The organism is Desulfatitalea alkaliphila, from assembly GCF_022968795.1.
Taxonomy (GTDB): Bacteria; Desulfobacterota; Desulfobacteria; order Desulfobacterales; family Desulfosarcinaceae; genus Desulfatitalea; species Desulfatitalea alkaliphila.
Genome location: NZ_JALJRB010000001.1, coordinates 353,964 through 378,652, shown reverse-complemented (window position 1 = coordinate 378,652; position 24,689 = coordinate 353,964). Strand labels below are relative to the sequence as shown.

Annotated in this window: 30 protein-coding genes and 1 riboswitch; of the genes, 12 read left to right on the top strand and 18 right to left on the bottom strand. The window is 62.3% G+C overall.

The window, feature by feature from the left end:
* Nucleotides 1-15: 15 nt before the first annotated feature.
* Nucleotides 16-227: riboswitch (cobalamin riboswitch) on the bottom strand.
* A gap of 136 nt (nt 228-363) precedes the next feature.
* Together MRX98_RS01645 and MRX98_RS01640 are read left to right on the top strand one after the other, a co-directional pair.
* Nucleotides 364-465, top strand: coding sequence for a 30S ribosomal protein THX (locus MRX98_RS01645; RefSeq protein WP_246902447.1), 102 nt, complete (start codon nt 364-366; stop codon nt 463-465).
* Between the two features lie 41 nt (nt 466-506).
* On the top strand, nt 507-1,271 hold the full coding sequence (locus tag MRX98_RS01640) for an SDR family NAD(P)-dependent oxidoreductase (protein WP_246902445.1): 765 nt from the start codon (nt 507-509) through the stop codon (nt 1,269-1,271).
* A 15-nt stretch (nt 1,272-1,286) separates the two neighbouring features.
* Here the strand turns inward: MRX98_RS01640 and MRX98_RS01635 are convergent, their stop codons facing one another.
* On the bottom strand, nt 1,287-2,249 hold the full coding sequence (locus tag MRX98_RS01635) for a PA2778 family cysteine peptidase (RefSeq protein WP_246902443.1): 963 nt from the start codon (nt 2,247-2,249) through the stop codon (nt 1,287-1,289).
* Nucleotides 2,250-2,256: 7 nt separating this feature from the next.
* The gene (locus MRX98_RS01630; RefSeq protein ID WP_246902441.1) at nt 2,257-2,667 is read right to left on the bottom strand and encodes a PA2779 family protein; all 411 of its coding nucleotides are present in this window, start codon (nt 2,665-2,667) and stop codon (nt 2,257-2,259) included.
* Nucleotides 2,668-2,965: 298 nt separating this feature from the next.
* Between MRX98_RS01630 and yedE the strand changes: the two genes are divergently transcribed.
* The 8 genes from yedE to MRX98_RS01590 all read left to right on the top strand — a co-directional run bounded on the left by yedE (nt 2,966) and on the right by MRX98_RS01590 (nt 9,157).
* Nucleotides 2,966-4,060 (top strand): YedE family putative selenium transporter, encoded by a 1,095-nt coding sequence (gene yedE, locus MRX98_RS01625; protein ID WP_246902439.1) that lies wholly within the window; start codon nt 2,966-2,968, stop codon nt 4,058-4,060.
* A gap of 12 nt (nt 4,061-4,072) precedes the next feature.
* Nucleotides 4,073-4,291 (top strand): sulfurtransferase TusA family protein, encoded by a 219-nt coding sequence (locus MRX98_RS01620; RefSeq protein ID WP_246902437.1) that lies wholly within the window; start codon nt 4,073-4,075, stop codon nt 4,289-4,291.
* A gap of 2 nt (nt 4,292-4,293) precedes the next feature.
* Entirely contained in the window at nt 4,294-4,860 is a 567-nt protein-coding gene (locus tag MRX98_RS01615; RefSeq protein ID WP_343217721.1) for a putative Se/S carrier protein, read from the top strand.
* Complete coding sequence (locus MRX98_RS01610) at nt 4,845-5,708, top strand: NAD(P)H-hydrate dehydratase (RefSeq protein ID WP_246902435.1); 864 nt, start codon at nt 4,845-4,847, stop codon at nt 5,706-5,708. Before MRX98_RS01615 ends, MRX98_RS01610 begins: the two co-directional genes overlap by 16 nt.
* Nucleotides 5,709-5,804: 96 nt before the next feature.
* Nucleotides 5,805-6,638, top strand: coding sequence for a phosphate ABC transporter substrate-binding protein (locus tag MRX98_RS01605; RefSeq protein WP_246902433.1), 834 nt, complete (start codon nt 5,805-5,807; stop codon nt 6,636-6,638).
* Nucleotides 6,639-6,675: 37 nt separating this feature from the next.
* Nucleotides 6,676-7,506: a PstC family ABC transporter permease gene (locus MRX98_RS01600; protein WP_246902431.1), complete on the top strand. Its 831-nt coding sequence runs from the start codon at nt 6,676-6,678 to the stop codon at nt 7,504-7,506.
* Nucleotides 7,503-8,393 (top strand): PstA family ABC transporter permease, encoded by an 891-nt coding sequence (locus tag MRX98_RS01595; protein ID WP_246902429.1) that lies wholly within the window; start codon nt 7,503-7,505, stop codon nt 8,391-8,393. The genes MRX98_RS01600 and MRX98_RS01595 overlap by 4 nt, the downstream gene beginning before the upstream one ends.
* The gene (locus MRX98_RS01590; protein WP_246902427.1) at nt 8,381-9,157 is read left to right on the top strand and encodes a phosphate ABC transporter ATP-binding protein; all 777 of its coding nucleotides are present in this window, start codon (nt 8,381-8,383) and stop codon (nt 9,155-9,157) included. Before MRX98_RS01595 ends, MRX98_RS01590 begins: the two co-directional genes overlap by 13 nt.
* A gap of 94 nt (nt 9,158-9,251) precedes the next feature.
* Here the strand turns inward: MRX98_RS01590 and MRX98_RS01585 are convergent, their stop codons facing one another.
* From MRX98_RS01585 to MRX98_RS01560, 6 genes are all read right to left on the bottom strand, one after another.
* Nucleotides 9,252-10,019, bottom strand: coding sequence for an SIR2 family NAD-dependent protein deacylase (locus MRX98_RS01585; protein ID WP_246902425.1), 768 nt, complete (start codon nt 10,017-10,019; stop codon nt 9,252-9,254).
* 17 nt (nt 10,020-10,036) lie between these two features.
* Entirely contained in the window at nt 10,037-10,837 is an 801-nt protein-coding gene (locus tag MRX98_RS01580) for an MBL fold metallo-hydrolase (RefSeq protein ID WP_246902423.1), read from the bottom strand.
* 51 nt (nt 10,838-10,888) lie between these two features.
* Nucleotides 10,889-11,779 carry a 50S ribosomal protein L11 methyltransferase gene (locus MRX98_RS01575; RefSeq protein ID WP_246902421.1) on the bottom strand — a complete coding sequence of 297 codons (891 nt, stop codon included), beginning with the start codon at nt 11,777-11,779 and terminating at the stop codon, nt 10,889-10,891.
* Nucleotides 11,779-12,456, bottom strand: a complete 678-nt coding sequence (locus tag MRX98_RS01570) for a CBS and ACT domain-containing protein (protein ID WP_246902419.1) — start codon at nt 12,454-12,456, stop codon at nt 11,779-11,781. Before MRX98_RS01570 ends, MRX98_RS01575 begins: the two co-directional genes overlap by 1 nt.
* Before the next feature lie 18 nt (nt 12,457-12,474).
* Nucleotides 12,475-13,452 carry a histone deacetylase family protein gene (locus tag MRX98_RS01565; RefSeq protein ID WP_246902417.1) on the bottom strand — a complete coding sequence of 326 codons (978 nt, stop codon included), beginning with the start codon at nt 13,450-13,452 and terminating at the stop codon, nt 12,475-12,477.
* Between the two features lie 162 nt (nt 13,453-13,614).
* Nucleotides 13,615-14,364: an ATP-binding protein gene (locus MRX98_RS01560; RefSeq protein WP_246902415.1), complete on the bottom strand. Its 750-nt coding sequence runs from the start codon at nt 14,362-14,364 to the stop codon at nt 13,615-13,617.
* Nucleotides 14,365-14,642: 278 nt separating this feature from the next.
* Here MRX98_RS01560 and MRX98_RS01555 point away from each other — a divergent pair, with 278 nt between their 5' ends.
* Nucleotides 14,643-14,963, top strand: a complete 321-nt coding sequence (locus MRX98_RS01555; protein ID WP_246902413.1) for a phasin family protein — start codon at nt 14,643-14,645, stop codon at nt 14,961-14,963.
* A 117-nt stretch (nt 14,964-15,080) separates the two neighbouring features.
* Nucleotides 15,081-16,778, top strand: a complete 1,698-nt coding sequence (locus MRX98_RS01550) for an ABC1 kinase family protein (protein WP_246902411.1) — start codon at nt 15,081-15,083, stop codon at nt 16,776-16,778.
* Nucleotides 16,779-16,809: 31 nt separating this feature from the next.
* Here MRX98_RS01550 and MRX98_RS01545 read toward each other — a convergent pair whose 3' ends face one another.
* The 10 genes from MRX98_RS01545 to rpiB form a co-directional block, all read right to left on the bottom strand.
* Nucleotides 16,810-17,436, bottom strand: coding sequence for an MBL fold metallo-hydrolase (locus MRX98_RS01545; protein WP_246902409.1), 627 nt, complete (start codon nt 17,434-17,436; stop codon nt 16,810-16,812).
* Between the two features lie 27 nt (nt 17,437-17,463).
* On the bottom strand, nt 17,464-17,940 hold the full coding sequence (nusB, locus tag MRX98_RS01540) for a transcription antitermination factor NusB (RefSeq protein ID WP_246902407.1): 477 nt from the start codon (nt 17,938-17,940) through the stop codon (nt 17,464-17,466).
* 2 nt (nt 17,941-17,942) lie between these two features.
* Nucleotides 17,943-18,416, bottom strand: a complete 474-nt coding sequence (gene ribH, locus MRX98_RS01535; protein WP_246902405.1) for a 6,7-dimethyl-8-ribityllumazine synthase — start codon at nt 18,414-18,416, stop codon at nt 17,943-17,945.
* Between the two features lie 58 nt (nt 18,417-18,474).
* The gene (locus MRX98_RS01530; RefSeq protein WP_246902403.1) at nt 18,475-19,695 is read right to left on the bottom strand and encodes a bifunctional 3,4-dihydroxy-2-butanone-4-phosphate synthase/GTP cyclohydrolase II; all 1,221 of its coding nucleotides are present in this window, start codon (nt 19,693-19,695) and stop codon (nt 18,475-18,477) included.
* Nucleotides 19,696-19,794: 99 nt separating this feature from the next.
* Nucleotides 19,795-20,454 (bottom strand): riboflavin synthase, encoded by a 660-nt coding sequence (locus MRX98_RS01525; RefSeq protein ID WP_246902402.1) that lies wholly within the window; start codon nt 20,452-20,454, stop codon nt 19,795-19,797.
* A gap of 222 nt (nt 20,455-20,676) precedes the next feature.
* Nucleotides 20,677-21,768 carry a bifunctional diaminohydroxyphosphoribosylaminopyrimidine deaminase/5-amino-6-(5-phosphoribosylamino)uracil reductase RibD gene (ribD, locus tag MRX98_RS01520; RefSeq protein WP_246902400.1) on the bottom strand — a complete coding sequence of 364 codons (1,092 nt, stop codon included), beginning with the start codon at nt 21,766-21,768 and terminating at the stop codon, nt 20,677-20,679.
* Nucleotides 21,768-22,223, bottom strand: a complete 456-nt coding sequence (nrdR, locus tag MRX98_RS01515; RefSeq protein WP_246902399.1) for a transcriptional regulator NrdR — start codon at nt 22,221-22,223, stop codon at nt 21,768-21,770. Before nrdR ends, ribD begins: the two co-directional genes overlap by 1 nt.
* Entirely contained in the window at nt 22,220-22,699 is a 480-nt protein-coding gene (locus MRX98_RS01510; protein ID WP_246902398.1) for a deoxycytidylate deaminase, read from the bottom strand. The genes nrdR and MRX98_RS01510 overlap by 4 nt, the downstream gene beginning before the upstream one ends.
* 28 nt (nt 22,700-22,727) lie before the next feature.
* Nucleotides 22,728-23,969, bottom strand: a complete 1,242-nt coding sequence (locus MRX98_RS01505) for a serine hydroxymethyltransferase (RefSeq protein ID WP_246902397.1) — start codon at nt 23,967-23,969, stop codon at nt 22,728-22,730.
* Between the two features lie 83 nt (nt 23,970-24,052).
* Nucleotides 24,053-24,484: a ribose 5-phosphate isomerase B gene (gene rpiB / locus MRX98_RS01500; protein ID WP_246902396.1), complete on the bottom strand. Its 432-nt coding sequence runs from the start codon at nt 24,482-24,484 to the stop codon at nt 24,053-24,055.
* Nucleotides 24,485-24,689 lie beyond the last annotated feature (205 nt).

Genomic DNA, 24,689 nt, shown 5'->3' with positions numbered 1-24,689 from the left:
TTTACCATCGCCACCAAGTCACACGCTTTTGCGGCAGGTCTTCTGGCTTCCCCGCCTTGGCGACGGCCTTCCCGCTGCAATCGGTTGCAGCAGTGGCGCCCATGGTCGCAAAGGTTCCCTCTGCGGCGACAACGCGCAAAGGGCGGGGTTACAGCGGCGGGTCCGCACCGGATTCACACCGGTTTCCCTGTTCGCCCGATAATGGGACCGAAAAGCGAATGTCCTCAAATTGACTTCTTTTCCTATGCAAAATCGGATCGGCTGTCAAGGTGCGCAATGCGCGCTTGGCACGCCGGTTGGCCCGTGATATGTAAGCGGCATGATTTCGGACCTGTGAATTCAATTTACAAGGAGGTAAGACCAATGGGCAAAGGTGATCGTCGTACCAAGCGGGGCAAGATCTGGCGCAGCAGCACCGGCAACTCCCGTCCCAAAAAAGCCAAGAAGAACAAACCATCCGAATAACCGTCCCGAGTTCCACCCCGGAGCGGATGAAGGGAGCGGCCATGTTCGATTTGAGCGGAAAAACGGCCATCGTCACCGGTGCGACACGCGGCATCGGGCGAGCCATTGCCGAGCTGTTCGCGTTGCACGGTGCCGGGGTGGTGGTCTCCAGCCGCAAGGCCGATGCATGCGAGGCGGCGGCCGGGCAGATCAATGCCAAGGTCGGAGAAGGGGCGGGCAGTGCTTTGCCGGTGCCCTGCAACATCTCCCACAAGGATCAGCTCCAGGCCCTGGTGGACAGAACCAGCGCCCATTACGGGCAGGTGGACATCCTGGTGTGCAATGCGGCGGTCAATGTGCACCACGGGCCGTCGGCCACCATCCCGGATGAGGCATTCGCCAAGATCATCGACAGCAACCTCAAGTCGACCCACTGGCTTTGCCACATGGTGCTGCCCGGTATGTTGCAAAGGCGCGCCGGTAACATCGTGGTGGTGTCTTCCATCGCCGGTTTGCGCGCGTCGGAGGCTCTTGGCGCCTACGGTATCAGCAAGGCGGGCGAGATCGCCTTGGTGCGCAACCTGGCCGCGGAGTATGGTCCCCACAACATCCGGGTCAATGCCATCGCGCCGGGGCTGATCAAAACCGATTTCGCCAAGGCGCTGTGGGACAATCCCGAATACCGCGAGCAACGGCTGAAAGCCACTCCCCTGCGGCGTATCGGCGATCCCATGGATGTGGCCGGCGTCGCGCTTTTCCTGGTGTCGGATGCATCCGCCTTCATGACCGGTCAGGTGCTGGTGGTCGATGGCGGGGTGACCGTTTAGAGCGCGCTGTATTTGTTATTGCGCTGCCGGTCCTGTTCGCTCAAGAATCTCATCAAGGGTTCGGCGGTAGGTGGCCGCATGGGGGCCGCCCAGGGCGACCGCCCGGCGGGCGGCGGCCTCGGCTTCGGCCAGGCGGCCCTGCTCGGCCAGGACATGGGCCAGGTTGTTGAATGCCCCGGCGTGGTCCGGTGCCATCCGGGCGGCCGCTTCAAAGGCCGCTATGGCCGCTGCGGGCCGGCCTTCGGCATACAGGGCATTGCCCAGAGCCAAGCGGGCGGTCGCGCTGCCGGGCCAATGGCCGACGGCGGTTTCAAAGGCGACGCGGGCGGCTGCCGGACGATCGGCCTGTTGCAGTCCCAGCGCCGCTTGCAGATAAGCGGTTTCATCGGCGCAGGCCGGTATCTCGGCGGGGCGCAGGACCAACAACCCCCAGTGGTCCGCCCGCCGCCAGGTCCTTTCAAAAGTGGCCAGCCGCACCGGGCGGTGGGCCTTGTCGCCCGTGTGTAGCACCACCTGGCCTGCCTCCAGATCGTAACCCACCACCACCGCATAATGCCAGCGCGCCAGCCAGGACAACCCCAGGTTTTGCAGCACCACCACCGGTTGACCGTCGTGGACGGCTTCCAACAAACACCCAAGACCGGCAACGGGGTAGGCCAGGCGGCCGTAGCGGCGGGCGGCGCTGATCAGTTCGGATTGCAGGCTGCCCCGGCGGCCCGGTGTAAAGACCTGTTCTTTCAAGGTGTCCGGGCCGACGTCGACGCCGCTCCATTGCAGCGTCATGGCCAGCGCCGCCGGCCCGCATTGCAACGCCGCCTGGCTATGGAACGGCACCTCGGTCAGATGAACCCGTACCGGCTTGACGTCGGTAGACAGGGAGGACCATTGTCCGTTTGGGGTGGCACATCCCGCCAGGAAGAAGAGAACCAGCAGCAGTAGCGACGCCCGTTTGCAATCGCAACGGACGTCGCCGGCCACGGCTGGGCTACATTTTTTTGATGAAGGTGAAGACATCGGTGACGCCGACGATATCGGTGATCACCAAGGTGATGAAGCCCAGCAACGCCAATACCGCCAGGAATTCAAGCACACCGGCACCGGCCGGCATTTGCTCGATGGCCTCGGCCAGTCGAATCACTTCGCTGTCAGTCATGGCGGCGACCCTTGCCCGGGCCTCCTGCGGGGAAACGCCCCACTCCTGGAGTTGGTGCGCCAGCGCTTGGCGGGTGTCATTCAGGATTTCGGCCGAAGGGGCCGTGTCGGAACCCGGGAGCCGTAACAGGTCGCCCGTTCCCATCATGGCGGCCTGCGCCGGCGCCACGAAAAGGCACAAGAACCCGAATACGAAGGTCATTATGCCGGCCACTGCCTTTTTCATGCCATGAGACTGTTTCATTTTCACAATCCTTCCTTCTCTTAGGGGGAGAGAGGCGTTTTTGAAAAGAAACCGATGGCCTTCAGGTTGAATTGTGCCAATACTTTATTCGCTTTGGGGTGGATGTCAATAGGAATGAGGTGGGTCGGCGGAGATGGAGAGACAAACAAAGGTGTGTGCGTAATGCATAGACAAAAGGAATCCTTAGCATCTTTAAAATCGATATTTCCGATTGGACCGGCCAATCGGCCTGTTGTATGAAGTTTGCGTCGCGTGATCGCGGATCGAACACAGACTTCAAAAGGGGGGCAACGGGACCATGGATGCTGTCAAGCGGTTTTTTGCCGGTCGTTGGGGAATCATCAGTGTGGGCGCCTTTATCGGTGTGCTGGCGGCCCTTTTGCAGTATTGGGGCAACCCGGCCAACATGGGGATCTGCGTCGCCTGTTTCGAGCGCGACATCTCCGGCGCCTTGGGGCTGCACCGGGCCGCGGTGGTGCAGTACATGCGCCCGGAGATCATCGGCTTCGTGCTCGGCGCCCTGGCGGCCGCCTACCTGTTCAGCGAGTTCCGCCCCCGGGCCGGTTCGGCGCCCATCGTACGCTTCATTCTGGGGGTGTTCGCCATGATCGGCGCCCTGGTTTTTCTCGGATGCCCGTGGCGTGCGGTACTGCGTTTGGCGGGCGGTGACGGCAATGCCATTCTGGGATTGGCCGGCCTGGTCGCCGGCATCTGGATCGGCGCGCTCTTTCTCAAAAAGGGCTACAACCTGGGACGGGCCCAGGCCACCTACACCTCCGTGGGTTGGCTCATGCCGCTGGTCATGGCCGGGTTCCTGGTGTTGATGCTGATCTATCCCAAGGTGGCCGGCGAACCGCAAAGCGGCGTGCTCTTTTACAGCCTCAAAGGGCCGGGCAGCATGCATGCGCCGCTGGTGGTTTCCCTGGTGGCCGGCCTGGTGATCGGCCTGTTGGCCCAGCGCAGCCGGTTTTGCACCATGGGGGCGATCCGCGACTTGCTTCTTTTCCGCCAGACCCATCTGGCAAGCGGCTTTCTGGCCCTGGTACTGTTCGCCTTTCTGGCCAACCTGCTGTTGGGCCAGTTCAAACCGGGATTTGTCGGACAGCCGGTGGCCCACACCATGCATCTCTGGAACTTCATGGGCATGCTGTTGGCCGGCTTGGCCTTCGCCCTGGCCGGCGGCTGCCCGGGGCGGCAACTTTTCATGGCCGGTGAGGGAGATGGCGACGCGGCGGTCTTTGTGTTCGGGATGATTGTCGGCGCGGCCTTCGCACACAACTTCGGCTTGGCCAGCTCACCGGCCGGCGTTGGGCCCAACGGCATCGCCGCCGTCTTCGTCGGTCTGGCGGTTTGTCTGTTCATCGGCTTCACCATGCGCAAAACGGCGCGATAAGGAGAACGGCATATGGCGACCACTGTGGATGCAAGGGGTTTGTCCTGTCCCCAACCGGTGTTGATGACCCTTGACGAGATCAAATCAGGTGCGGACAAAGAGATCATCGTGCTGGTGGATACCGATACCTCCCGGGAGAATGTCACCCGGGCGGCCGAAAGCCAGGGGTGCAGCGTCAAGGATGTGCGGCCCGACGACGGCGGCTATCGCCTGACCATTGTCAAGGGGTGATCATGACCCTCCTGGCCCGCCTGAAAAAAGTTTTCGCACCGTCGGCCACCGGTCCGGAGACTGCTGCGCGGATGGACCGCGGGTTTCTGGTGTTCGAAAACACCAGCGAGGTGATCCAGGCCGAAAACCTGCTCAAAGCGGCCGGTTGGCCCGTACAGGTCATGGGGCCGCCGCCCGAGATCCAGCGCGGCTGCGATCTGGTGATCGCCTTTCCCTTGATCGAGCGGCTCAACATCAGCCGCTTGTTGGAAGCATCCGGCTTCACCCCGTTGGAAACAGTGCCGGTCACCGGGCCGTTGCTGCAGCCGGTGGACCTGTTTCAAACCACCGATTATGGCGATTGGCTGATGATCCGGGCCGCCAACATGAAAATCTGCATCGCCAAGGCGACCCGCACCATCGTCAATATTTCCGGCGGCGGTTGCCCGGATGTGCCTTACCTGGCCGCCATGCTGGTGGGCAAGACCCTGGAGGAGGCGCCCAGCCCGCGGGCGCTGGGCCACACCCTTTGCGGGTACGCCCTGCAGTTGGCCTACGAGGAGTTGGTGCGCCAATGCTCGCCATCATAGGCACCGTCCCCGACGACAGCGTGCCGGTGCTGGTGGGGCCGGCCGACCTGGACGGCGACACCATCGTTGTCCAGGGGCGTCGCTTTGCGGTCAATCGGGGCACCCCGGCCCTGCTGGCGGCGGCCATTGCCGCAGGCCGCGTACTGGGCCAGCCGCCGCCCATCGCTTACCTGGTCGGTGACATCGGCCGCGGCGACGGCAGTCGTCGGCTCTATGCCCACCTGAGCGATCACATCGCCGGCACCGACCACGAAGTGTTGGTGTTCCACTACCTCCAGCCCGATGTGGATTGGCACAATCGCGTACTTTTCGCCGTAGAGGAGATGGCCACACGGCCCATCCTCATCGCCGACGCCGGTTTCATGTATGTGGCCAAAATGAGCGGCCAGGCCGAGGCTTACGACCTGTTCACCCCGGACATCGGCGAACTCTCCTTTCTGGCCGACGAGCAGGCGCCCCACCCCTTCTACACCCGCGGCTTTATACTGCACATGGCGGATCGGGCCCCGGAGATGATCGCCATGGCCTACCGCCATCAAAACGCGGCGCGCCATCTGCTGGTCAAAGGGCGCCGGGATTACGTGGCCGACGCGACCGGCATTCGCGTCACCATCGACGCGCCCGACGTGCCCAACCTGGAGCCCATCGGCGGCACCGGCGACACGGTCACCGGCATCGCCGCCGCCTTGGCGCACCAGGGCATGCCCATTGCCGCCGCCGCCGAAGCCGCCGCCCGGATCAACCGGATGGCCGGACAAGCGGCCAACCCCACCCCCGCCACGCAGGTCACCAACATCATTGCCCGCATCGGCCGCGCCGTTGAGCGCGTGCTGCCGGCGGTGGTCTGACAATATGAAAAGGGCATCACCTGATCGATGCAAGACAAGGTAGATGGCAGCACAATGGCATTCATTGCCGCAGAATTCAAAAATGGAGAGGACAGCATGCAAAAGAAATTAATTCGGTGTGGAACAGTAACACTGTTGATGGCCATTTTGCTGACGATTCCGGCCTGGGCCGGCAGTTTGAAATCCTTTGCCGACCTCCAGGGCACTTTGGATATCGCCGGCGGAACGGCCCATATTCCAGTGATGAACGAGGCGGCCAAACGCATCATGACCGCCAACCCCAAGATCCGCATCACGGTTACCGGCGGCGGCACCGGTATCGGTGTCCAAAAGGCCGGTGAGGGGCTGGTGGATATCGGCAATACAGGGCGCGCCTTGTCCGCGGAGGAGGTGGCCCGTTTCGGCCTGCGCTCATTCGCCTTCGCCGTGGACGGTGTGGCGCCCGTCGTGCATTCGGACAACCCCGTGGCCGGTTTGAGCGTTCAGCAGGTCCGGGACATCTTTGCCGGCCGCATCACCCACTGGCAGGCCGTGGGCGGACCCGATGCCGCCATCCATGTGTACGGCCGGGAAGAGGCCAGCGGTACCCACGAGGTGTTCTGGAAGAAATTGTTGAACAAGGAAACCGTCGTGGGCAGTGCCAACATCATTCAATCCAACGGTGCAATGAAGGTGGCCGTCTCCCGAGACATTTACGCCATCGGCTACATGAGTATCGGCCACATCGACGACAGCGTGAAACCCCTGGCCGTGGACGGGGTCCTGCCATCCCAGGCAACGGCCATTGACGGCACCTATCCGGCGGTGCGGCAGCTCTATATGAACACCAAGGGTGATCCCAAGCCTCTGGCGCGGGCCTTCATCGACTACATCCTGAGTGCGGAAGGCGCGGGCATCATCCGGGCCGCCGGCTACATCCCACTGCAATAAAGCGGCGACGCCTTTTGGCATGGATGGCGCGAAGCTGATGCCGCACCTGTTGCGGGCCGCCGCGCTGGCTTGCACCGCGGCGGCCGGCGGTATTCTGCTGGTTCTGATTTACCTGGTGCTGCCCCTGTTCACTTCCGGCGGCTGGGGGTCGGTGATCGCCTGGCAGTGGCTCCCCTTTCAGGGCCGGTTCGGCATCCTGCCCATGGTGGTGGGCACCCTGCTCATCGCTTTGGGCGCCTTGGCCGTCGCCACCCCTTTGGCGGTGGGGGTCGCCTGTTTTGTGCAGGTGCTGGCACCGGGGCGCATTAAAGGAATTTGCTTGGCCCTGGTACACTACATGACCAGCATTCCCACGGTGATTTACGGTTTCGTTTCAATTTTTCTGCTGGTGCCGCTGATCCGGCAATGGTTCGACCGCGGCACCGGTTTCTCCTTGGCCACGGCCACAATTGTCCTATCCCTGCTGATACTGCCGACCATCGTGCTGGTGTTGCAGGCCACGCTGCGGGAGTTGGATCGAAGCGCTCGGGTCACCTGCGCGGCTTTGGGTTTTTCCCGGCCCGCTTACATCCGCCATGTGTTGCTGCCCCTCTGCCGCCGCGGTTTGCTGGCCGCCGTGGTGTTGGGCTTTGGCCGGGCCGTCGGCGACACCCTCATTTCCCTGATGCTGGCCGGTAACGCCCCCATGGTGCCGGCTTCGCCCTTGGACGCCACGCGCACCCTGACCGCCCACATCGCCCTAGTGGTGGCCACCGACAGCCAGAGCACCTTTTATCATTCGGTGTTTGCGGCGGGTTTGATTCTTTTCCTGGTAATGGTGCTGATCCAACTGATTTTGCGCCGCCTGGGAGGCACTTTCACCCCATGAGGCCAACCGCCAACCGCCGCACTTCCGATCTGGCAACAACAATCTTCTGCTGGACCGCCGCCGTCTTAACGATGCTGGCGGTACTGGCGGTCATGGGGTTTCTGCTCTACCGCGGCGCCGGCACACTGGGGCCGAACCTTTTTTTCGGGGAAACCCACTGGTGGGAGGCCGTCCGCGGGGTCCGGCCGGTTTTCGACGGCCTATGGTCGGCCCTGGCGGGAACGGCCCTGCTGGTGCTGCTTTCCTGCCTGCTGGCCGTGCCGACGGGCATCGCCGGCGGCATCTACCTTTCCGAGTATGGCTCGCGCCGATTTCGGGCCGTGGCCGGCTTCGCCGTGGATTTGATGGCCGGTATCCCCTCCATCGTCATGGGTCTGTTCGGATTCAGCCTGATCGTCGTGCTACGCCACACCTTCGTACCTCGGGCCAAAACCGGTCTGCTGTTGGCGGCCGTTTGTATAGCGCTGCTGGTGCTGCCCTACCTGGTGCGCACCACCCAGAACGCCCTGGCCGGCCTGCCGAGCCATCTGCGCCTGCTGGGGCCGAGCCTCGGTTTCACGCCCTGGCAGAACATCCGCCATGTGCTGCTGCCTTCGGCCGGTCGGGGAATCCTCAGCGGCGTGATCCTGGCCATGGGAAGGGCGGCTGAAGATACCGCCGTCATTTTGCTGACCGGGGCGGTGGCCCAAGCCTTTTTGCCCCGCAGCCTGTATGACAAGTTCGAGGCGCTGCCCTTTCGAATCTATTATATGGCCGCCGAACACCGCACCGCCGCCGAACTGGATCAGGCTTTCGGTACGGCGCTGGTGCTGTTGATGCTCACCGGCACTCTTTTCGGGTTGGCCTTTGCGGCCCAACGCACCATGGAGAAGCGATGGAAAGGATGAAGCGCATACCCGAGCCGATGCTCGAAATCGCAGATTTATCCGTCCGTTTTGCAGGCAAACAGGTCCTTGAGAGTGTAAACCTGGACCTCTATCCCGGTGAGCTGGTCATGGCCATCGGACCTTCCGGTTCAGGCAAAACAACCCTGTTGCGGGCCGTCAACCGTCTAAACGAAGCTTACCCCCATTGCAACACCCGAGGACAGGTGCGCATCCGTCTGGCGGACCGCTGGTGGGACATCTACGCCCCATCCACACCCCTGGCCGAACTGCGCTTGCGGGTGGGCATGGTGTTTCAGCATCCCAATCCGCTGCCCTTTTCCATCTACAAGAATGTGGCTCTGCCCCTGCGCATCTCACTGGGAATGAACCCCAAGGAGACGCTCCTACGGGTGCAACGGGCCCTGGAAGCGGTGCAATTGTGGTCGGAGGTCAAGGATCGGCTGCACGACAGCGCCCTGACCCTTTCCGGCGGTCAGCAGCAGCGTCTTTGCCTGGCACGGGTGCTGGCCCTGGAGCCGGCCTTGCTGCTGCTGGACGAACCCACCGCCTCGCTGGATTTCAAAGCCACCCGCCATATCGAGGCGCTGTTCCAAACCCTCAAACAGCGTTACCCCATCCTGGCCGTGACCCACAATCCGGGCCAGATGCGCCGCCTGGCGGACCGGGTGATGGTGTTGCAAGACGGCCGTTGCGTTGCAGCCATGTCCCGGCCGGAAATTGAAGACCCGGAACACAGCCGTCGGGTTATGGAGGCGTTCTTTTAAGAACTCGCGCAAAAATAAATTAGCATTTCAGGTGCCGGCCCACCGCCCCATAGCCGCCACCAGCATGGTTTTGTATCTGGTTTTCAGCGCCGTTTTATAAGCTTCTTCCCTGGATGTTGGCCACCGCCGCCACGATACGCTCCATCACCTCGCCGGCCGGGCCGAGCAGGGTGACGTCGCTGACGCGGTCGGTCAGGGGGGTGGGTTCGGGGTTGATTTCGATGATGAAGGCGCCCCGGTCCTTGGCGATCAGGGGCAGGTAGGCGGCCGGCTCCACGGTGGCCGAGGTGCCGACGACCAGCATGACGTCGCAGTTGGCGGACAAGATCTGGGAGCGGCGCAGCAAGCCCACGTCGATGGGTTCGCCGAACATCACCACGTCCGGGCGCAGGTAGGCGCCGCAGGGGCAGACCGGGGGGATGCGATCCAGGGTGATCGCCTGCCAGTCGGAGCGCACGTGGCATCCCATGCAGCGCAGCACGGCATGGGTGCCGTGAAATTCGATCACGTCGCTGCTGCCGGCCTTCTGGTGCAGGCCGTCCACGTTCTGGGTGATGACGGTCTGCAAAATGCCCATCTGCTCCAGGCGTTGCAGGCCCAGGTGGCCGGCGTTGGGTGTGGCGGTGGTCAGCAGTTCGCCGATACCGCGGAACAGCACCTCCCACACCTCGGCGGGATTGCTTACCAGGGCGTCGATGTGGGCGTATTTCATGGGGTCGATCTTTTCCCACAACCCGCCTTTGCCGCGGAAGGGGGGGATGCCGCTCTCCACGGAGATGCCGGCGCCGGTGAGGGCCACGCCCTTGGTGCCGCGGGCGCAGGCCGCGGCGGCTTGTTCGATGAGGGTTTGGGATGGCTGCATGGGGGAACCTCCCGGTTTCACAGTTCGAAAGTCATATCGGCGCCCACGGCGAAACAGTCGAGGGTTTCGCCCCGTTCGGCGATGATGCGGTGGCAGGCCGCCACCATTTCATCCACCTCTGCGTCGGTGCGCTCCTGGTTGAGGTGGAACAGGCCCAAGCGCTTGACCCCCGCCTTGAAGGCCAGCTCCAGCACGTCCTCGTAGGAGGAGTGGCCCCATTCCATGAGCAGGTTGTACTCGCGGGGGGTGTATTCGGCATCGTGCAACAGCAGGTCGGCCTCCTGGCAAAAGGCGGTGTATTGGGATGCCTGCAACCCGCCGGGGTGCACGAAGCCCAGCTCGTTGTCGGTCAGAAAGACGAAGCTTTTGCCGTCCTCGATGAATTTGTACCCTTTGCCGCTGTTGGGGTGGCTCAGTTGAATGGGCACCACGGTGACCGACCCGATGTCGAACTTTTCCGGTTTGCCCTCCTGGTAGACGATCTTGGCTTTCAGGTCGGAGTAGCGCACCGGGAAATTGGGCGGTGCCATCACCTTGGAAAACATGGTTTCCATGAATTTTTTGTGGAATGGGCCGCGGTGCAGGCGGATTTCGGGGTGTTCCAGGAAGAGGGGCTTGAAGTAGGGAAAGCCCATCAGATGGTCCCAGTGGCCGTGGGTGAGCAGGAAGTTGTACTGGTAGCGCCCCTCCTTGATCAGGGCGTTGCCCAGGCGGCGGATGCCGGTGCCGGCATCCACGATGATGATGTCGTCGCTTCGGGTACGGATTTCCAGGCAGGTGGTGTCGCCGCCGTATTTGATGTATTCTTGACCCGACACGGGGATGGACCCCCGCGAGCCCCAGCAGCGTATCAACATAATGGCCCCTCGCTATCCGGTACCGCTTGGCCCCCCGGTCTCCCCATGGAAGGTGAACCAGGTGCCTTCCTGTTCCCACTGGCCGAGGATTCGCGCCCCCATCCGGTGCAGCCGGTAGGCGATCTCCCTGGCCTGGCTGCGCAACAAACCCGAGAGGATGAACTGCCGGTGTCCGCTGAATCCGGGGGCGGCGATCAAATGCCGCATCACGTCGTAATGGATATTGGATACCACAAGGTCGCTGGGACGGTCCATAAAATTCAAGGCATCCCCCCGGACCACCAGAATCCGCCGCTGCATGCGGTTGCAGCGGACGTTGCGGCGGGCGGTGACGGTGGCCAGGCGGTTCAGGTCCACGGCCGCCACGGCCCTGGCGCCCAGCTTGGCCGCCGCCAGGGCCAGCAGGCCGGTGCCGGTGCCGATGTCGAACACGCGGTTCACCGGCCGGCGGTCGAAGGCGGCCTGCAGGGCGGTGAGGCAGTCACGGGTGGTGGGGTGGGTGCCGGTGCCGAACACCACGCCGGGGTCCAGCAGGATGGTGTCGTTCGTTGCCGCGGCAGCGGCCGGATCCCAGGGCGGCACCACCTGAAGGCGGCCCACTTTGAACGCCGCGGGGGCCTCCCCTTGCCACTCGTCGTAGGGCATGTCGTAGCGGTCCTGCAGGACCAACCGGGGGTGCTGCTGCACCAGGGCATCAATGGCCGCGTCGGCCGGGGTGTGGAAAAAGAGAAAGCTGTCCCCCGCCTCCTCCCAGTTGCCGATGAAGGCGGCTTGATCCGGGAGGGCGCCATGGGGCACCCGCCCCTTGAGATAGTAAACGAACAGCCGGTCGTAGGGCTTGGGCCACGGCAGGGGTGCATCGCCCTTCGGCCGGCCGATTGTTTGCGATGGGGCGGGGGGCATCATTCGTTTTTGGGCAACTGGTCCAGGTACCACTGCATGGGGTCGAGCAGGGTGAAGCCCGCATCGCGCAATCTTTGTTTGATCCGGATGACGTTGTTGGTCAGCAGGTAGGGAAAGACGGCGCGCTTGTCCTTTTCCCAGTAGCGGGCCACCAGAATGCTGCCGCAAGAGATGCCCTCTTCGGTGATGGCATCCACGATGCGCTTCATCTGGCCCACCTTCTCTTCCACCAGGATGCACAACAGGGTGCCCGGCTGACCGATGCCCAGCACATTGATGAAGGCCCGCAGCAGGTCCCGCACCGAAATGATGCCGGTGAGCTTGCCGTTTTGATCCACCACCGGAAAGGCGCCCACCCGTTTTTCCTGGATCAGCAGCAGCGCATCCTGCAGGGTGTGGGCGGGCGAGATGGTCATCGGATCGGGGGTCATGACATCGGCCACCGTCAATCGGGCGAAACGTTGCAGGCTTTCGGGGTCGTCCTGGCCTTTGATCAGGGGCAGCGGCATGGCGCTGCGGATGTCTCTGTCGGTCACAATGCCCACCAAGCGGTCGTCGTTTGCCACAACGGGCAGATGACGGATGTTGTGGGTTTTCATCCGCTCCTGGACCTCGCTCAGGGAAATGTCCGGGGAGACCGTGACGACCTTCCGGGTCATGGATCGGCTGACAAACATCGTCCAACCTCCTTCTTGTCAAGGGATAGTGGGGGCGCCGTCCGATGGCGTTTCCAGCAGAATGCGCACATGCGCGGCGCCCAGCTCGGGCAATCGCTCCAGGGCATAGCCGCCCTCGAGCACGGAGAGCAGGCGGCCTTCACAATGGCGGTCCGCCATAGCGACGATGGTGCGCATGATCCATGCGTAACCTTCGTCGGTCAGGCGCATGTCGGCCATTTCGTCGTCTTTGTGGGCGTCGAAACCGGTGGAGGCGATGATCACTTGGGGCTTGAAGCTGGCAAAGGCCGGCAGCAGGTCCTGTTCCAGCATAAGTTGGTAGACGTCGTCGCTCTGGCCGGGCAGGATGGGGCTGTTCTTGGTGAAACCGCGCCCCGCGCCTTTGCCCGTTTCAAACTCCCGGCCGGTCCCCGGGTAGGTGAAAGAGGGGTGCTGATGGATGGAGTAGTAGAAAACCGTGGGGTCTTCTTCAAAGCTGTGCTGGGTGCCGTTGCCGTGGTGCACATCGAAATCGATGATCCCGACCCGCTCGATGCCCAGCTCCTGTTGCAGATAGCGGGCGGCGATGGCCACGTTGTTGAAGTAGCAGAAGCCCATGGCTTCGCCGTTTTCGGCGTGGTGGCCGGGCGGGCGGACGGCACAGAAGGCGTTGTCGATCTCACCGGCCATGAGCATGCGGGCCGCTTCCATCACCCCTCCGGCGGCCATCAGGGCCGCTTCCCAGGTTTCCGGGCACATCTGGTTGTCTTCGCAGTCCAAGGTGCGGTGTCCGGCCAGGCAGCGCTCTTCGAAGCGCCGGATGTAAGCATCGCTGTGGGTGGTCCGGATCCAGCGCAGCTCCGCCCGACGGGCCGGCACCGATATCAGCTGCGGCAGCAGCCCGGTCCGTTTGAGGCCCTGATGGATGGCCATCAAGCGCTCGGCCCGTTCGGGATGGTACGGGCCGGTGTCATGGAGCAGGTACTGCTGGTCGTAAAGAAAACCCGTTCGTCTCATAAGGTGCCCCCACTCTCAACCGCCGGCCATGCCGGGGACGTTGTACAGCGCGATGGGAACCGACCAACACCGGGTGCGTTAGGGCTGCTCCGGTACCGACCCTTTACAGTCGCCACCTCGCCGGCAGGGAACCGCCGGCAGGCGTTTCGGCGGCGGGGCCGGTCACGCCAGCACTTTATCGAAAATTGCGAATGCGGACCGCACCGCCGGGTTGTCAGTGTCGATGGTGATGGTCGGCTTGCCTTGCAGGTCGAACTTGTAAACCATTTCGTCATCCGGGATCGTCCCGGCCAGTTCCAGCCCATCGTTCTTCAGCAGGTCCAACACGATCGGCTCCGGTTCGCCTTTGAGCCGGTTCATGATCAGGTAGCTTTTGCCCACGCCGATGTTCAGTTCCCGGGCCAGTTCGTTGATCCTAAGCCCGGCCTGCAACCCGCGGCGCGAGGCGTCGGTGACGATCAACAGAACATCCACGTTGTGGGTGGTCAGCCGGCTGATGTGCTCCATGCCCGCCTCATTGTCCATCACCACATACTGGTAGTTGCCTACCAACCGTTCCAGGAAGTTGGTCAACAGGGAGTTGGCGGCGCAGTAGCAGCCGGCCCCTTCGGGTTGCCCCATCACCACCAGGTCGAAGTTCTCTTCCTCGGCGACCGCCTCTTCCAGCCGCATGGACATGAACACATCCTTGGTCATGCCCGAAGGCACTTTGCCCTTTTTCATGTCCTCGCGGGCGGTGCCCAAGGTGTCCTTGACTTCCAACCCCAACACTTCGTTGAGGTTGGCGTTGCAATCGGCATCCACCGCCAGGATGGGGGATTTGCCTTTGTCCACAAGGTATTTGATCAACAATCCGGCAATGGTGGTTTTGCCGGTACCGCCTTTGCCTGCCAGTGCGATGGTAAACGCCATTGTAACCGATCCTCTCGTTGTTGCGCGCCGATCTACTGCATGGCCGAGGCGCGCCGCATGTCCGCTTCGCGTCGTCAAACGCCTCCGCCCGTCACCGCGATTGGGTTCAGAATCCTAAAGTTAGGGAAGATGGGGCGGACAGTCAAGGGAATATGTTGTTCGCCGCTTCGATGAGGCGGACGCCTGGTTTTATACAGCTTGCAATTGCAGGCGCCGATGTGCTAACTATTGGGATAACCTGCCAACAACAATACCTTTTTTGCCCGAGGAGGGAGCTTATGTTCGATCTGATGAAAAAAAGCGTGTACGCCGGTATCGGTTTGGCACTCAAGACCAAGGACGAGGTGGAAGAATTGGTCGAAGAGCTGCAGAAAAAGGGCGAGATGTCCGAAAAAGAGGGGCGCAAGTTTCTCAAGGATGTGCAGAAGCGCTATGACGAAACCCAGGAAAAGCTCGAGAAGCGGGTCGAGGACGCGGTGCAGGATTTTCTGAAGAAGACCAAGGTCGTGACCACCGACGAGCTCAAGGAGCTGAAAAAGGAAATCCGGGAACTCAAAAGCATCGTCAACGCCATGACCCAGAAAAAAGAGAAAGATTAGCCCCTTGTCCGCCGGCGCCAGGGGTGTGTTTCAAAGTAAGGCTTGTCCGCTCGGCACGGCGTCCGCCGCTTGCCGCCGTCTCGCCCTTCACGGGCGCCTTTCACCCATGGGACCACCATGATCAGTATCCGTAAAATCGGTGTTTTCGGTCGGACCTACCGCCACTTGAACCGCTACCGCCAGATTTTGGCGGTGCTGTTCAAATACGGTTTCGGCGACCTGATCGATACCCTCAAGATCGAGCAGTACATCGAGGTTGGGCTGCAGATGATTTCCCGCAAACGGCGCGAGCGGCTGGAAAAAATGAGCCGGGCCGAGCGGGTGCGGATGGCCTTGGAGGAGCTGGGGCCCACCTATATCAAATTGGGTCAGGTGCTTTCCACCCGCCCCGACCTGGTGCCGGTGGAGTTTGTGCGCGAGTTCAGCAAGCTGCAAGACAAGGTACCGCCTTTCGGCTTCGATGACTTTGTCGAAACCGTCGAGAGCGAACTCAACCGCCCCCATGCCATCGCCTTTGCCGAATTGAACCCCGAGCCGCTGGCGTCGGCTTCCATCGGCCAGGTTCACCGGGCGCGTCTGCACAGCGGCGACGAGGTGGTGATCAAGGTGCAACGGCCGGGCATCGAACAGGTGGTGGAGGTGGACCTGGAGATCATGCTCCACCTGGCCACTCTGGCCGAACGGCATATCGAGGAATTGGCCTTCCACCGGCCGATCCGCATCGTCGAGGAGTTCGCCCACAGTATCGAAAAGGAGTTGGACTACACCATTGAAGCGGCCAGCATGGAGCGGGTGGCCGGCCAGTTCCTGGACGATCCGGGGGTCTATGTGCCCAAGGTGTACCGCAACCACTCCACCCAACGGATCCTGACCATCGAGTTCGTGGACGGTATCAAGGTGTCCGACACCGAGAAGTTGCTGCGCGAAGGGTACGACCGGGAACGGATCACCAGCCGCGGCGCCGACATTCTGTTCAAGCAGATTTTTTCCTACGGCTTTTTCCACGCCGATCCCCATCCAGGCAATATCTTCGTTCTGCCCGACAATGTGATCTGCCTGATCGATTTCGGCATGATGGGCGCCCTGGATCGTTCCACCCGGGAATATTTCGTTGCCTTGGTCCAGAGCATTCTGGCCCGCGACGAACCGCGGACCGCGGAAATCCTGCTCAAATTAACCGATTGGGATGATGAGCCCAGCATGGCGGTGCTGGAAAAGGACGTGGCCGACTTCGTGGGTCGCCATCTCTACCGGCCCCTGGAGGAGGTGCAGTTGAGCAAAGTGCTGCACCAGCTGATGGAGCTGGCCACCAAGAACCGCATGCGCTTGCAGCCCGACCTGTTTTTGATGATCAAGGCCCTGGCCCAGGTGGAGACCATCGCTCGCAGTCTTCACCCGGAGTTCGATTTAATGGGCGCCGCCAAGCCGTTCATCCGGGAGGTCCGGCTGGCCCGCTTCAAACCGGCCCGCTTGAGTGGCGATCTGGCCCGCCTGGCGGAGCAGGGGTACGCCTTTCTCAGCGATTTTCCAAAGGATCTGTTGGAGATCAGCCGTTCCTTGCGCATGAAGAAGATGTCCTTCACCCTGGTGCTCAAGGATCTGGACAAGATGCTCGCCACCCACGATCAAATCAGCAACCGCATCTCCTTTGCCATCATCATCGCAGCGCTGATCATCGGATCGGCCATCATCGTCATCTCCAACATCCCGCCCCTGTTCCACGGCGTTTCGCTGCTCGGGTTGATCGGTTTCCTGGCCGCCGGATTCATGGGGATCTGGCTGTTGGTGGCGATTCTCAAGAAGGGGCGCTTGTAGGGCGACGACAAGCGCCGCCCGCGCCGGTGCCTCAGCGCAGCGCACAGAACGGATTGGTGCGTTTCTCCTTGCCGATGGTCGTCGGCTCCATGTGCCCCGTGTAGACGGTGGTGTCGTCCGGCAGGGTGAACAGCTTGGCGTGAATGCCGCGGATCAGGGTGTCGAAGTCGCCGCCCGGAAAGTCGGTGCGGCCGATGGAGCCGGAAAAGAGGGTGTCGCCCACGAAAACCACTTTGTCGGTGGCCAGGGAGATGCCGCCGGGGGTGTGACCGGGGGTGTGCAGCACCTTGAAGGTGATGCGGCCCACGGTGACGGTGTCGCCGTCGGCCAGCAACCGGTCGGGTGCGGGGGAATCTTCCGAACGCAGGCCCCATTGGGCCGCCCCTTGGGAGAGGTGGGGCAGCATGGCGGCGTCGTCGGGATGGATCATCAACTCGGCGCCGCTGGCCTCTTTCAGGGCCTTGTTGGCGCTGACATGATCGAAATGGCCATGGGTGTTGATGATCGCCTTGAGCGTCAGCCGGTCGTTGGCCAGCGCCAACAATATCTTGTCGGCATCGCCGCCCGGATCGATCACGGCGGCGTGGCGGGTCTCTTCGCAACCGACGATGTAACAGTTGGCCTGCAGCGGTCCGACCTGCATGGCGCGAATAATCATAAACGTCCTCCCTTTCGGATGTGTCGTCTATCCGCCGTTGACCGCCTTGGGGGCCGTGGCGCGGGCTTCCGTCACCGCTGATCGGCGCAAGAGCCGGCCCTGGTCGATGGCCAGGCGGATGCTGTCCAGAATGCCGTTGATGAAGGCCCCCGATTCCGGGGAGCCGAACTTCTTGCCGATATCGATGGCCTCGTTGATCGCCACCTTGGCCGGAATGTCGGCGCAGTAGAGCAGTTCGAAAACGGCCAGGCGCAGTATGTTGCGATCCACACAGGCCATGCGCCGGATTTTCCAGTTGTTGGAGTGCTGCTCAATGATACCGTCGATGTGGTCATGATGGTCGATGATGCCGTTGACCAGGTGTTGAAAAAAAGGCGGTTGCGGTTCGTCCGGGGCGAAGCAGCGACAATATGCGTCGAGCATCTCCCGGGTGAAGGCGCAACTCATGTCCATGCAGAACAGGGCCTGCATGGCCGTTTCCCTGGCGTGTCTGCGGGTTCCCATGGTCAGATCGTTTCCACCTCCGCCATCAGGTTGGCCATTTCGACGGCGGCCAGGGCCGAATCCCACCCCTTGTTGCCCGCCTTGCTGCCGGCCCGCTCGATGGCTTGCTCCAGGGTGTCGGTGGTCAACACGCCGAAAATGATGGGCCGGCCGGTCTCCATGCTGGCGCTGGCCACACCCTTGGAGACTTCGGCGCTCACGTAGTCGAAGTGGGGGGTGGCGCCGCGGATCACCGCACCCAGGCAGATGATGGCGTCGTGCGCATTACGGGCGGCCAGTTTCTTGGCCACCAAAGGAATTTCAAAGGCACCGGGCACCTTGACAATGTCGATGTCCTTCTCGTCCGTGCCGCTGCGGATCAGCGCATCCAGAGCGCCGCCCACCAGTTTGTCGGTGATGAAGTCGTTGAAACGGCTCACCACGATGGCGAATTTCTTTCCTTCGGCCACAAGTTTGGCTTCAATTACATTGGGCATCACTGAACCTCCGCCGGCAATGGGGCCTGCTCCGGGCGGACCCCGTTATATGCATGGTCTACTGTTCTTGTTCGTCAAAATGCAACAGATGACCCATTTTGAGTTTTTTACACTCCAGGTAGCAGCGGTTGTACTCGTTGGGGGCGACCTCGATGGGAATCTGCTCCACCACGCTCAGCCCATAACCATCCAGGCCGACCATTTTCTTGGGGTTGTTGGTCAGCAGCCGCATTTGGCGCACCCCTAAATTGCGCAGCATCTGGGCGCCGATGCCGTAGTCGCGCAAATCGTCCTTGAACCCGAGTTTGCGGTTGGCCTCCACCGTGTCGAGCCCCTGCTTTTGTTGCAGTTCGTAGGCCCTGAGTTTGTTGACCAGGCCGATGCCACGGCCCTCCTGGCGCAGGTAGATGATCACCCCGGCCCCCTCTTTCTCCATCATGGCCATGGCCCGGTGGAGTTGGTCTCCGCAATCGCAGCGCAGGGAACCGAAGATGTCGCCGGTCATGCATTCGGAGTGGACCCGCACCAGCACCGGTGCGTCCGGTCCGATCTCTCCCTTGACCAGGGCCAGGTGGAGCTGATCGTCCACATGGTTCTCGAAGGCCACGATGCGGAACTCGCCGCCGTGCTCGGTGGGAATGGTGGTTTCGGCGGCCCGCTTGACGAAGGATTCGTTGCGCATGCGGTAGGCCACCAGGTCGGCGATGGTGACGATGCCCAGGCCGTGCTGCTCGCTGAACACTTCCAAAGTGGGCATGCGGGCCATGGTGCCGTCCTCGTCCATGATTTCGCAGATGACTCCGGCCGGTTCGAGTCCGGCCAGCCGCGCCAGGTCCACCGACCCCTCGGTTTGCCCCACGCGTACCATCACCCCGCCGTCCCGGGCGCGCAGGGGGAAAATGTGGCCCGGTCGCACCAGGTCGCTCGATTTGGCGTCCTCGGCCACCGCGGCCAGGATGGTGGTGGCGCGGTCGGCGGCGGAGATGCCGGTGGTGACCCCTTCCTTGGCCTCGATGGAGATGGTGAAGCCGGTTTGAAAGGGAGAGGTGTTGTCCTTGACCATCAGCGGCAGGTTGAGTTGGTCGCAGCGCGCGCTGGTCATGGAGAGACAGATGAGCCCCCTTCCATGCTTGGCCATGAAATTGATGGCCGCCGGTGTCACCTTTTCGGCGGCCATGGTCAGGTCGCCCTCGTTTTCCCGATCTTCGTCATCCACCAGGATGACCATTTTGCCGGCCCGGATGTCCTCGATGGCCTGCTCGACGGTAATGCGTGGCATTTTGGTTCACTCTCCGTTCGTTCGATTCAACTCATTGTCCGTTTTGCAACGGTTGTTTATTCAAGGTGCGCGCCGTTTCAAGCATCGCGCGATCAACGATTACCGCAAATAACCCGATCTGGCCAGCAGGGCCATGTCGATGCCCCCGCCGGCCGTCTGCCCGTCCGTTGTCGCGCCGGTAACGAACCGCTCCACATATTTGCCGATCAGATCGGTTTCAATGTTGAACAAGGCGCCCGCCGACTTGAGGCCGATGGTGGTCATCCGGGCGGTGTGCGGGATGATGGCCACCTGGAACCCGCCGGCATCACAGCGATTGATGGTCAGGCTGACGCCATCCACCGCCACCGATCCCTTGGTGATCATATAGCGGGTCAAGGCCGCCGGCGCACTGAAACTGAGCACCCAGGCCCGTTCGCCGGTTTCCCGCTGTTCCAGGCGGGCCAGGCCATCCACATGCCCCGACACCAGGTGGCCGTCCAGCCGGTCCGACAGCCGCAGGGCCCGTTCCAGATTGACGCGGTCGCCCACCCGCAATTGGCCGAAAGTGGTTTTGGACAGGGTTTCGGCCGAAACATCGGCGGTGAAGCGGCGCCCTTCCAGGGTGGTCGCCGTCAAACAAGCCCCGTTGGTGGCGATGCTGTCACCGATCCGGGTCCCCTCCAGGTCGAAATCGGCCACAACCGTCAAAACACGGGCGCTGCCTGCATTCCGCATGCCGGTGAGGGTGCCTAAACCTTCGATGATGCCAGTGAACATTTTTTTACTTTAAAGAGTTTTAAGTGTTAAGTGTTAAGTTTTACGGAAGGTGTTCCATCGATTTATATTTTTGGTACTCCAATATTCTGCCAAGGTAGTCATTAATTGGTTCGGTGCCACAATAGGTTCAGCTGAAATTACCAACCCGTTTCATAATACCCCACCCACCATCCAATCGACAGCATACCTTCGCTTAAAACTTAACACTTAAAACTTAACACTTTATCTATACCCCTCGATCACAATATCCTCCCCCACCCGCGCCACACTCACATTGTGAAGCGGGATCGCTTCGGCCATCATGGCCGGGCCGGGGCCGTGGAGCATGGGGATGCCGTCGTCGCCGCCCAGGATTTTGGGGGCGTAGAACAGGACCACCTTGTCCACGATGCCGGCCGCCAGGGCGCCGTGGGCCACTTGTGCGCCCCCTTCGATCAGGACGCTGGTGATTTGCAGCCCTCCCAGGCGGACCATGAGGGCGTCCAGATCGATGCGCCCCTCATGCAAAGGTGTTTCCAGCAGGAGCGCGCCGGCCGTTGTGAGTGCCGATTTTCGCTGCGCGTCGGCTTCCGGGCCGCACACCAGGTGCGTGGGCGCCGGCGAATCCTGGGTCAGCACCCGGGCCTTGGGGTCGGTGCGCAGGTGGGTGTCCAGTACCAGGCGGATCGGGTCGACCCCCCGGCCCTCCGGCAGACGGGTGGTCAGTTGGGGATCGTCGGCCGTGATGGTGCCCCTGCCCACCAGTATGGCGTCCAGGGCGTGGCGCATCCGGTGCACGGCCGCGCGGGCCTCGGGTCCGGTCACCCAGCGGGCATCGCCGGTGCGGGTGGCGATGCGACCGTCCAGGGTGGCAGCCATTTTGAGCACCACGAAGGGCCGTTTGGTGCGCACGAACTTGATGAAACTTTCGTTGAGCCGTCGTGCCGCTCCCTCGGCCACCCCGCACTTGACTTCGATTCCCTTGGATTGCAGGTAGGCATTGCCGCCGCCCTGCACATCGGGGTTGGGGTCGGCCATGGCCACCACCACCCGGCGCACCCCGCTTTGCAGGATCTTTTCCGTGCACGGCGGTGTGCGGCCCTGATGATTACAGGGTTCCAGTGTGACATACAGGGTGGCGCCGCGGGCCTGCGGGCCGGCATCGTCCAGGGCGTTTACTTCGGCATGGGGGCCGCCCAAGGCTTGGTGATACCCTTTTCCCACCACTCGGCCGTCGCGCACCACCACCGCGCCCACCATAGGGTTGGGCGATACCCGCCCCGCGCCCCGGCCTGCCAGGTCCAAGGCCATTTGCATGTAATCGTTGTAGTTCATCACCGTTCGCTGAGCAGGCTTTTGAGTTCCGCGACAAAATCGTTGACATCCTTGAACTCTCGATAGACGGAAGCGAAGCGCACATAGGCGATGTCGTTGAGGCTGTGAAGCTTGCCCATGATCCGTTCGCCCACAATCTTGGAGGGAATCTCCTTTTCGCCGGTTTCGCGCAGGTCCCGTTCCAGTTCCTCGATGAAGTCCTCGATGATGTTCATGCTGATGTTCAGCTTCTGACATGCCTTCTGCATGCCGGAGCGCACCTTTTCCCGGCTGAATACCTCCCGGCGCCCATCTTTCTTAACGATCATGATGGGCATCTCCTCCACCTGTTCATAGGTGGTGAAGCGGCGCGCGCAATCGATGCACTCCCGGCGGCGCCGTATGGCCGCCCCGTCCTTGCTGACGCGGGAATCGATCACTTTGTTGTCCATTTCTCCGCAAAACGGGCACTTCATGGGCCTTCCTCCGTCGGTCTTTGGGGCAATTGGGCCAGGGCCACTTGGGCTTCGGCCAGCATGTCCCGCGACAGGGCATCGGCATAGCCGTCCTGGTAGACGATGCGAACGATGCCGGCGTTGATGATCATCTTGGCGCAGATGGAGCAGGGCAGGTGGGTGCAGAAGAGGGTCGCCCCCTTGATGGAAACGCCGTGGTAGGCGGCTTGGATAATGGCGTTCTGTTCGGCGTGGATGCCCCGGCACAGCTCATGCCGTTCGCCGGAGGGGACCGCCAGTTGCTCCCGCAAGCAGCCGGTTTCGGCGCAGTGGCGCACCTGGCTCGGGGCGCCGTTGTACCCCGTGGAGAGGATGCGGCGGTCCTTGACCACCACGGCGCCCACCGAGCGGCGCAGGCAGGTGGCGCGCCGGGCCACCAGGCAGGCGATGTCCATGAAGTAGGTGTCCCACGGGGGACGCGATTTTTCAAAGGTCATGATGTCCGCCTCGTGCGGCGGCGACGGTTCAAGTGTACAGCGGAAAGGCGTTGCACAGCTCCGCCACCTCCAACCGGGAACGCTCCAATATTCTGGTATCGTCTTTGTTTTTCAGCACTTCGATGATCAGGCCGGCGATCTGGCGCATCTCCTCGATGCCCATGCCGCGACTGGTCACGTAGGGGGTGCCGATACGGATGCCGCTGGTGACCCGCGCGCCCCGTCGGTCGAAGGGCACGGCGTTCTTGTTGACGGTGATGCCGGCCCGGCCCAGGGCCGCTTCCGCCTCTTGGCCGGTCAGGTCCCAGGTGGAGAGATCGGCGAGCATCAAATGATTGTCGGTGCCGCCGGAGACCAAGGGCAGGCCGGCTTGCTGCAACGCTTCGGCCAGGGCCTGGGCATTGGCCAACACCCGCTGTTGGTACTGTTTGAAGGCGGGGGCCAAGGCCTCCCGGAAGGCCACCGCCTTGGCCGCGATCACGTGCATCAGCGGACCGCCTTGAATGCCGGGAAACACTTCGCTGCGCAAGCGTTCCGCGTAAGCGGCGCGTGCCAGGATGAAACCGCCTCGGGGACCGCGCAGGGTCTTGTGGGTGGTGGAGGTGACCACATCGGCCAGCGACACCGGCGACGGGTGCAGTCCGGTGGCCACCAGGCCGGCGATGTGGGCCATGTCCACCATCAGCGCGGCGCCCGCTTCGGCGGCGATTTCCGCGAAGCGGTCGAAATGGAGAATGCGCGGATAGGCGCTGGCGCCGGCCACGATCAACTTGGGGCGCTGCTCCAGGGCCAGGCGGCGCAGCGCATCGTAGTCGATGGTGCCGGTTTCGGGGCGCACGCCGTAGTGCACAAAGCGGTAGAGTTGGCCGGAAAAACTGACCCGCGCACCATGGGTCAGATGGCCGCCGTGGGCCAGGTCCATTCCCAATACGGTGTCGCCGGGCTGCAGCAGGGCGAAATAGGCCGCCATGTTGGCCTGGGATCCCGAGTGGGGCTGCACGTTGGCATAATCCGCTTCGAAAAGCCGCAGCAGCCGTTCGATGGCCAGGCGTTCCGCCGTGTCCACATGCTCGCAGCCGCCGTAATAGCGTTTGCCGGGGTATCCCTCGGCATACTTGTTGGTCAGTACGCTGCCCTGCACCGCCATCACCGCTCGGCTGGCGATGTTTTCCGAAGCGATCAGTTCCAGGTGGCCTGCCTGGCGTTCCAACTCCTGGTCCAACACCCGTGCGATTTCAGGGTCCGCCTGGGCAATCAAAAGCTTATCCACGTTCTTTGTTCCTTACATTCTATGCCGTCGTTGCGGTGCCGTCGCATACCGGCGCTACCGGTGCGCGGCGCGCTGCCATGGGTTCACAGGACATCGAATTGATCCAGCCGCCGCTGGTGGCGGTCGCCTTCGAAGGGGGTGGCCATCCATGTATTAACAATTTCCAAGGCCAGTACGTCGCCGATCACCCGTCCGCCCATCACCAGGATGTTGGCGTCGTTGTGGCGGCGGCTCATCAGCGCCGCGAACAGGTCGTTGCACAGAGCGGCCCGCACGTGGGGATAGCGGTTGGCCACCATGGACATGCCGATACCCGTGCCGCACAGCAGAATGCCCCGGTCGTAGCGTCCTTCGGATACCTTGGCAGCCACCTGCCTGCCGATTGCGGGGTAGTCCACCGAAGCGGTGCTGAAGGCGCCGACATCTTCCACCGTTAGGCCGCTGTCGACGAGATGCTGTTTGACGGTCTCCTTGAGGCCGAAAGCGGCGTGGTCGCAGCCGATGATGATTTGCATACGGATTCCCCTTTGCGCGGTCCGGCGATGCGAACGGCCCGCGCGATTTTTTCGTCCGCTGAAACGGTCGGCCATGGGCCATGGGTTGCAATGCCATATATAGCGGTACAACGGCAATACATAGCTTCATATGGCATGGACCGCAAGGAAAAAACCCTTGACCGACTCACTTGCCAAACGGCGAAGGATGGATAATTTGCAAACG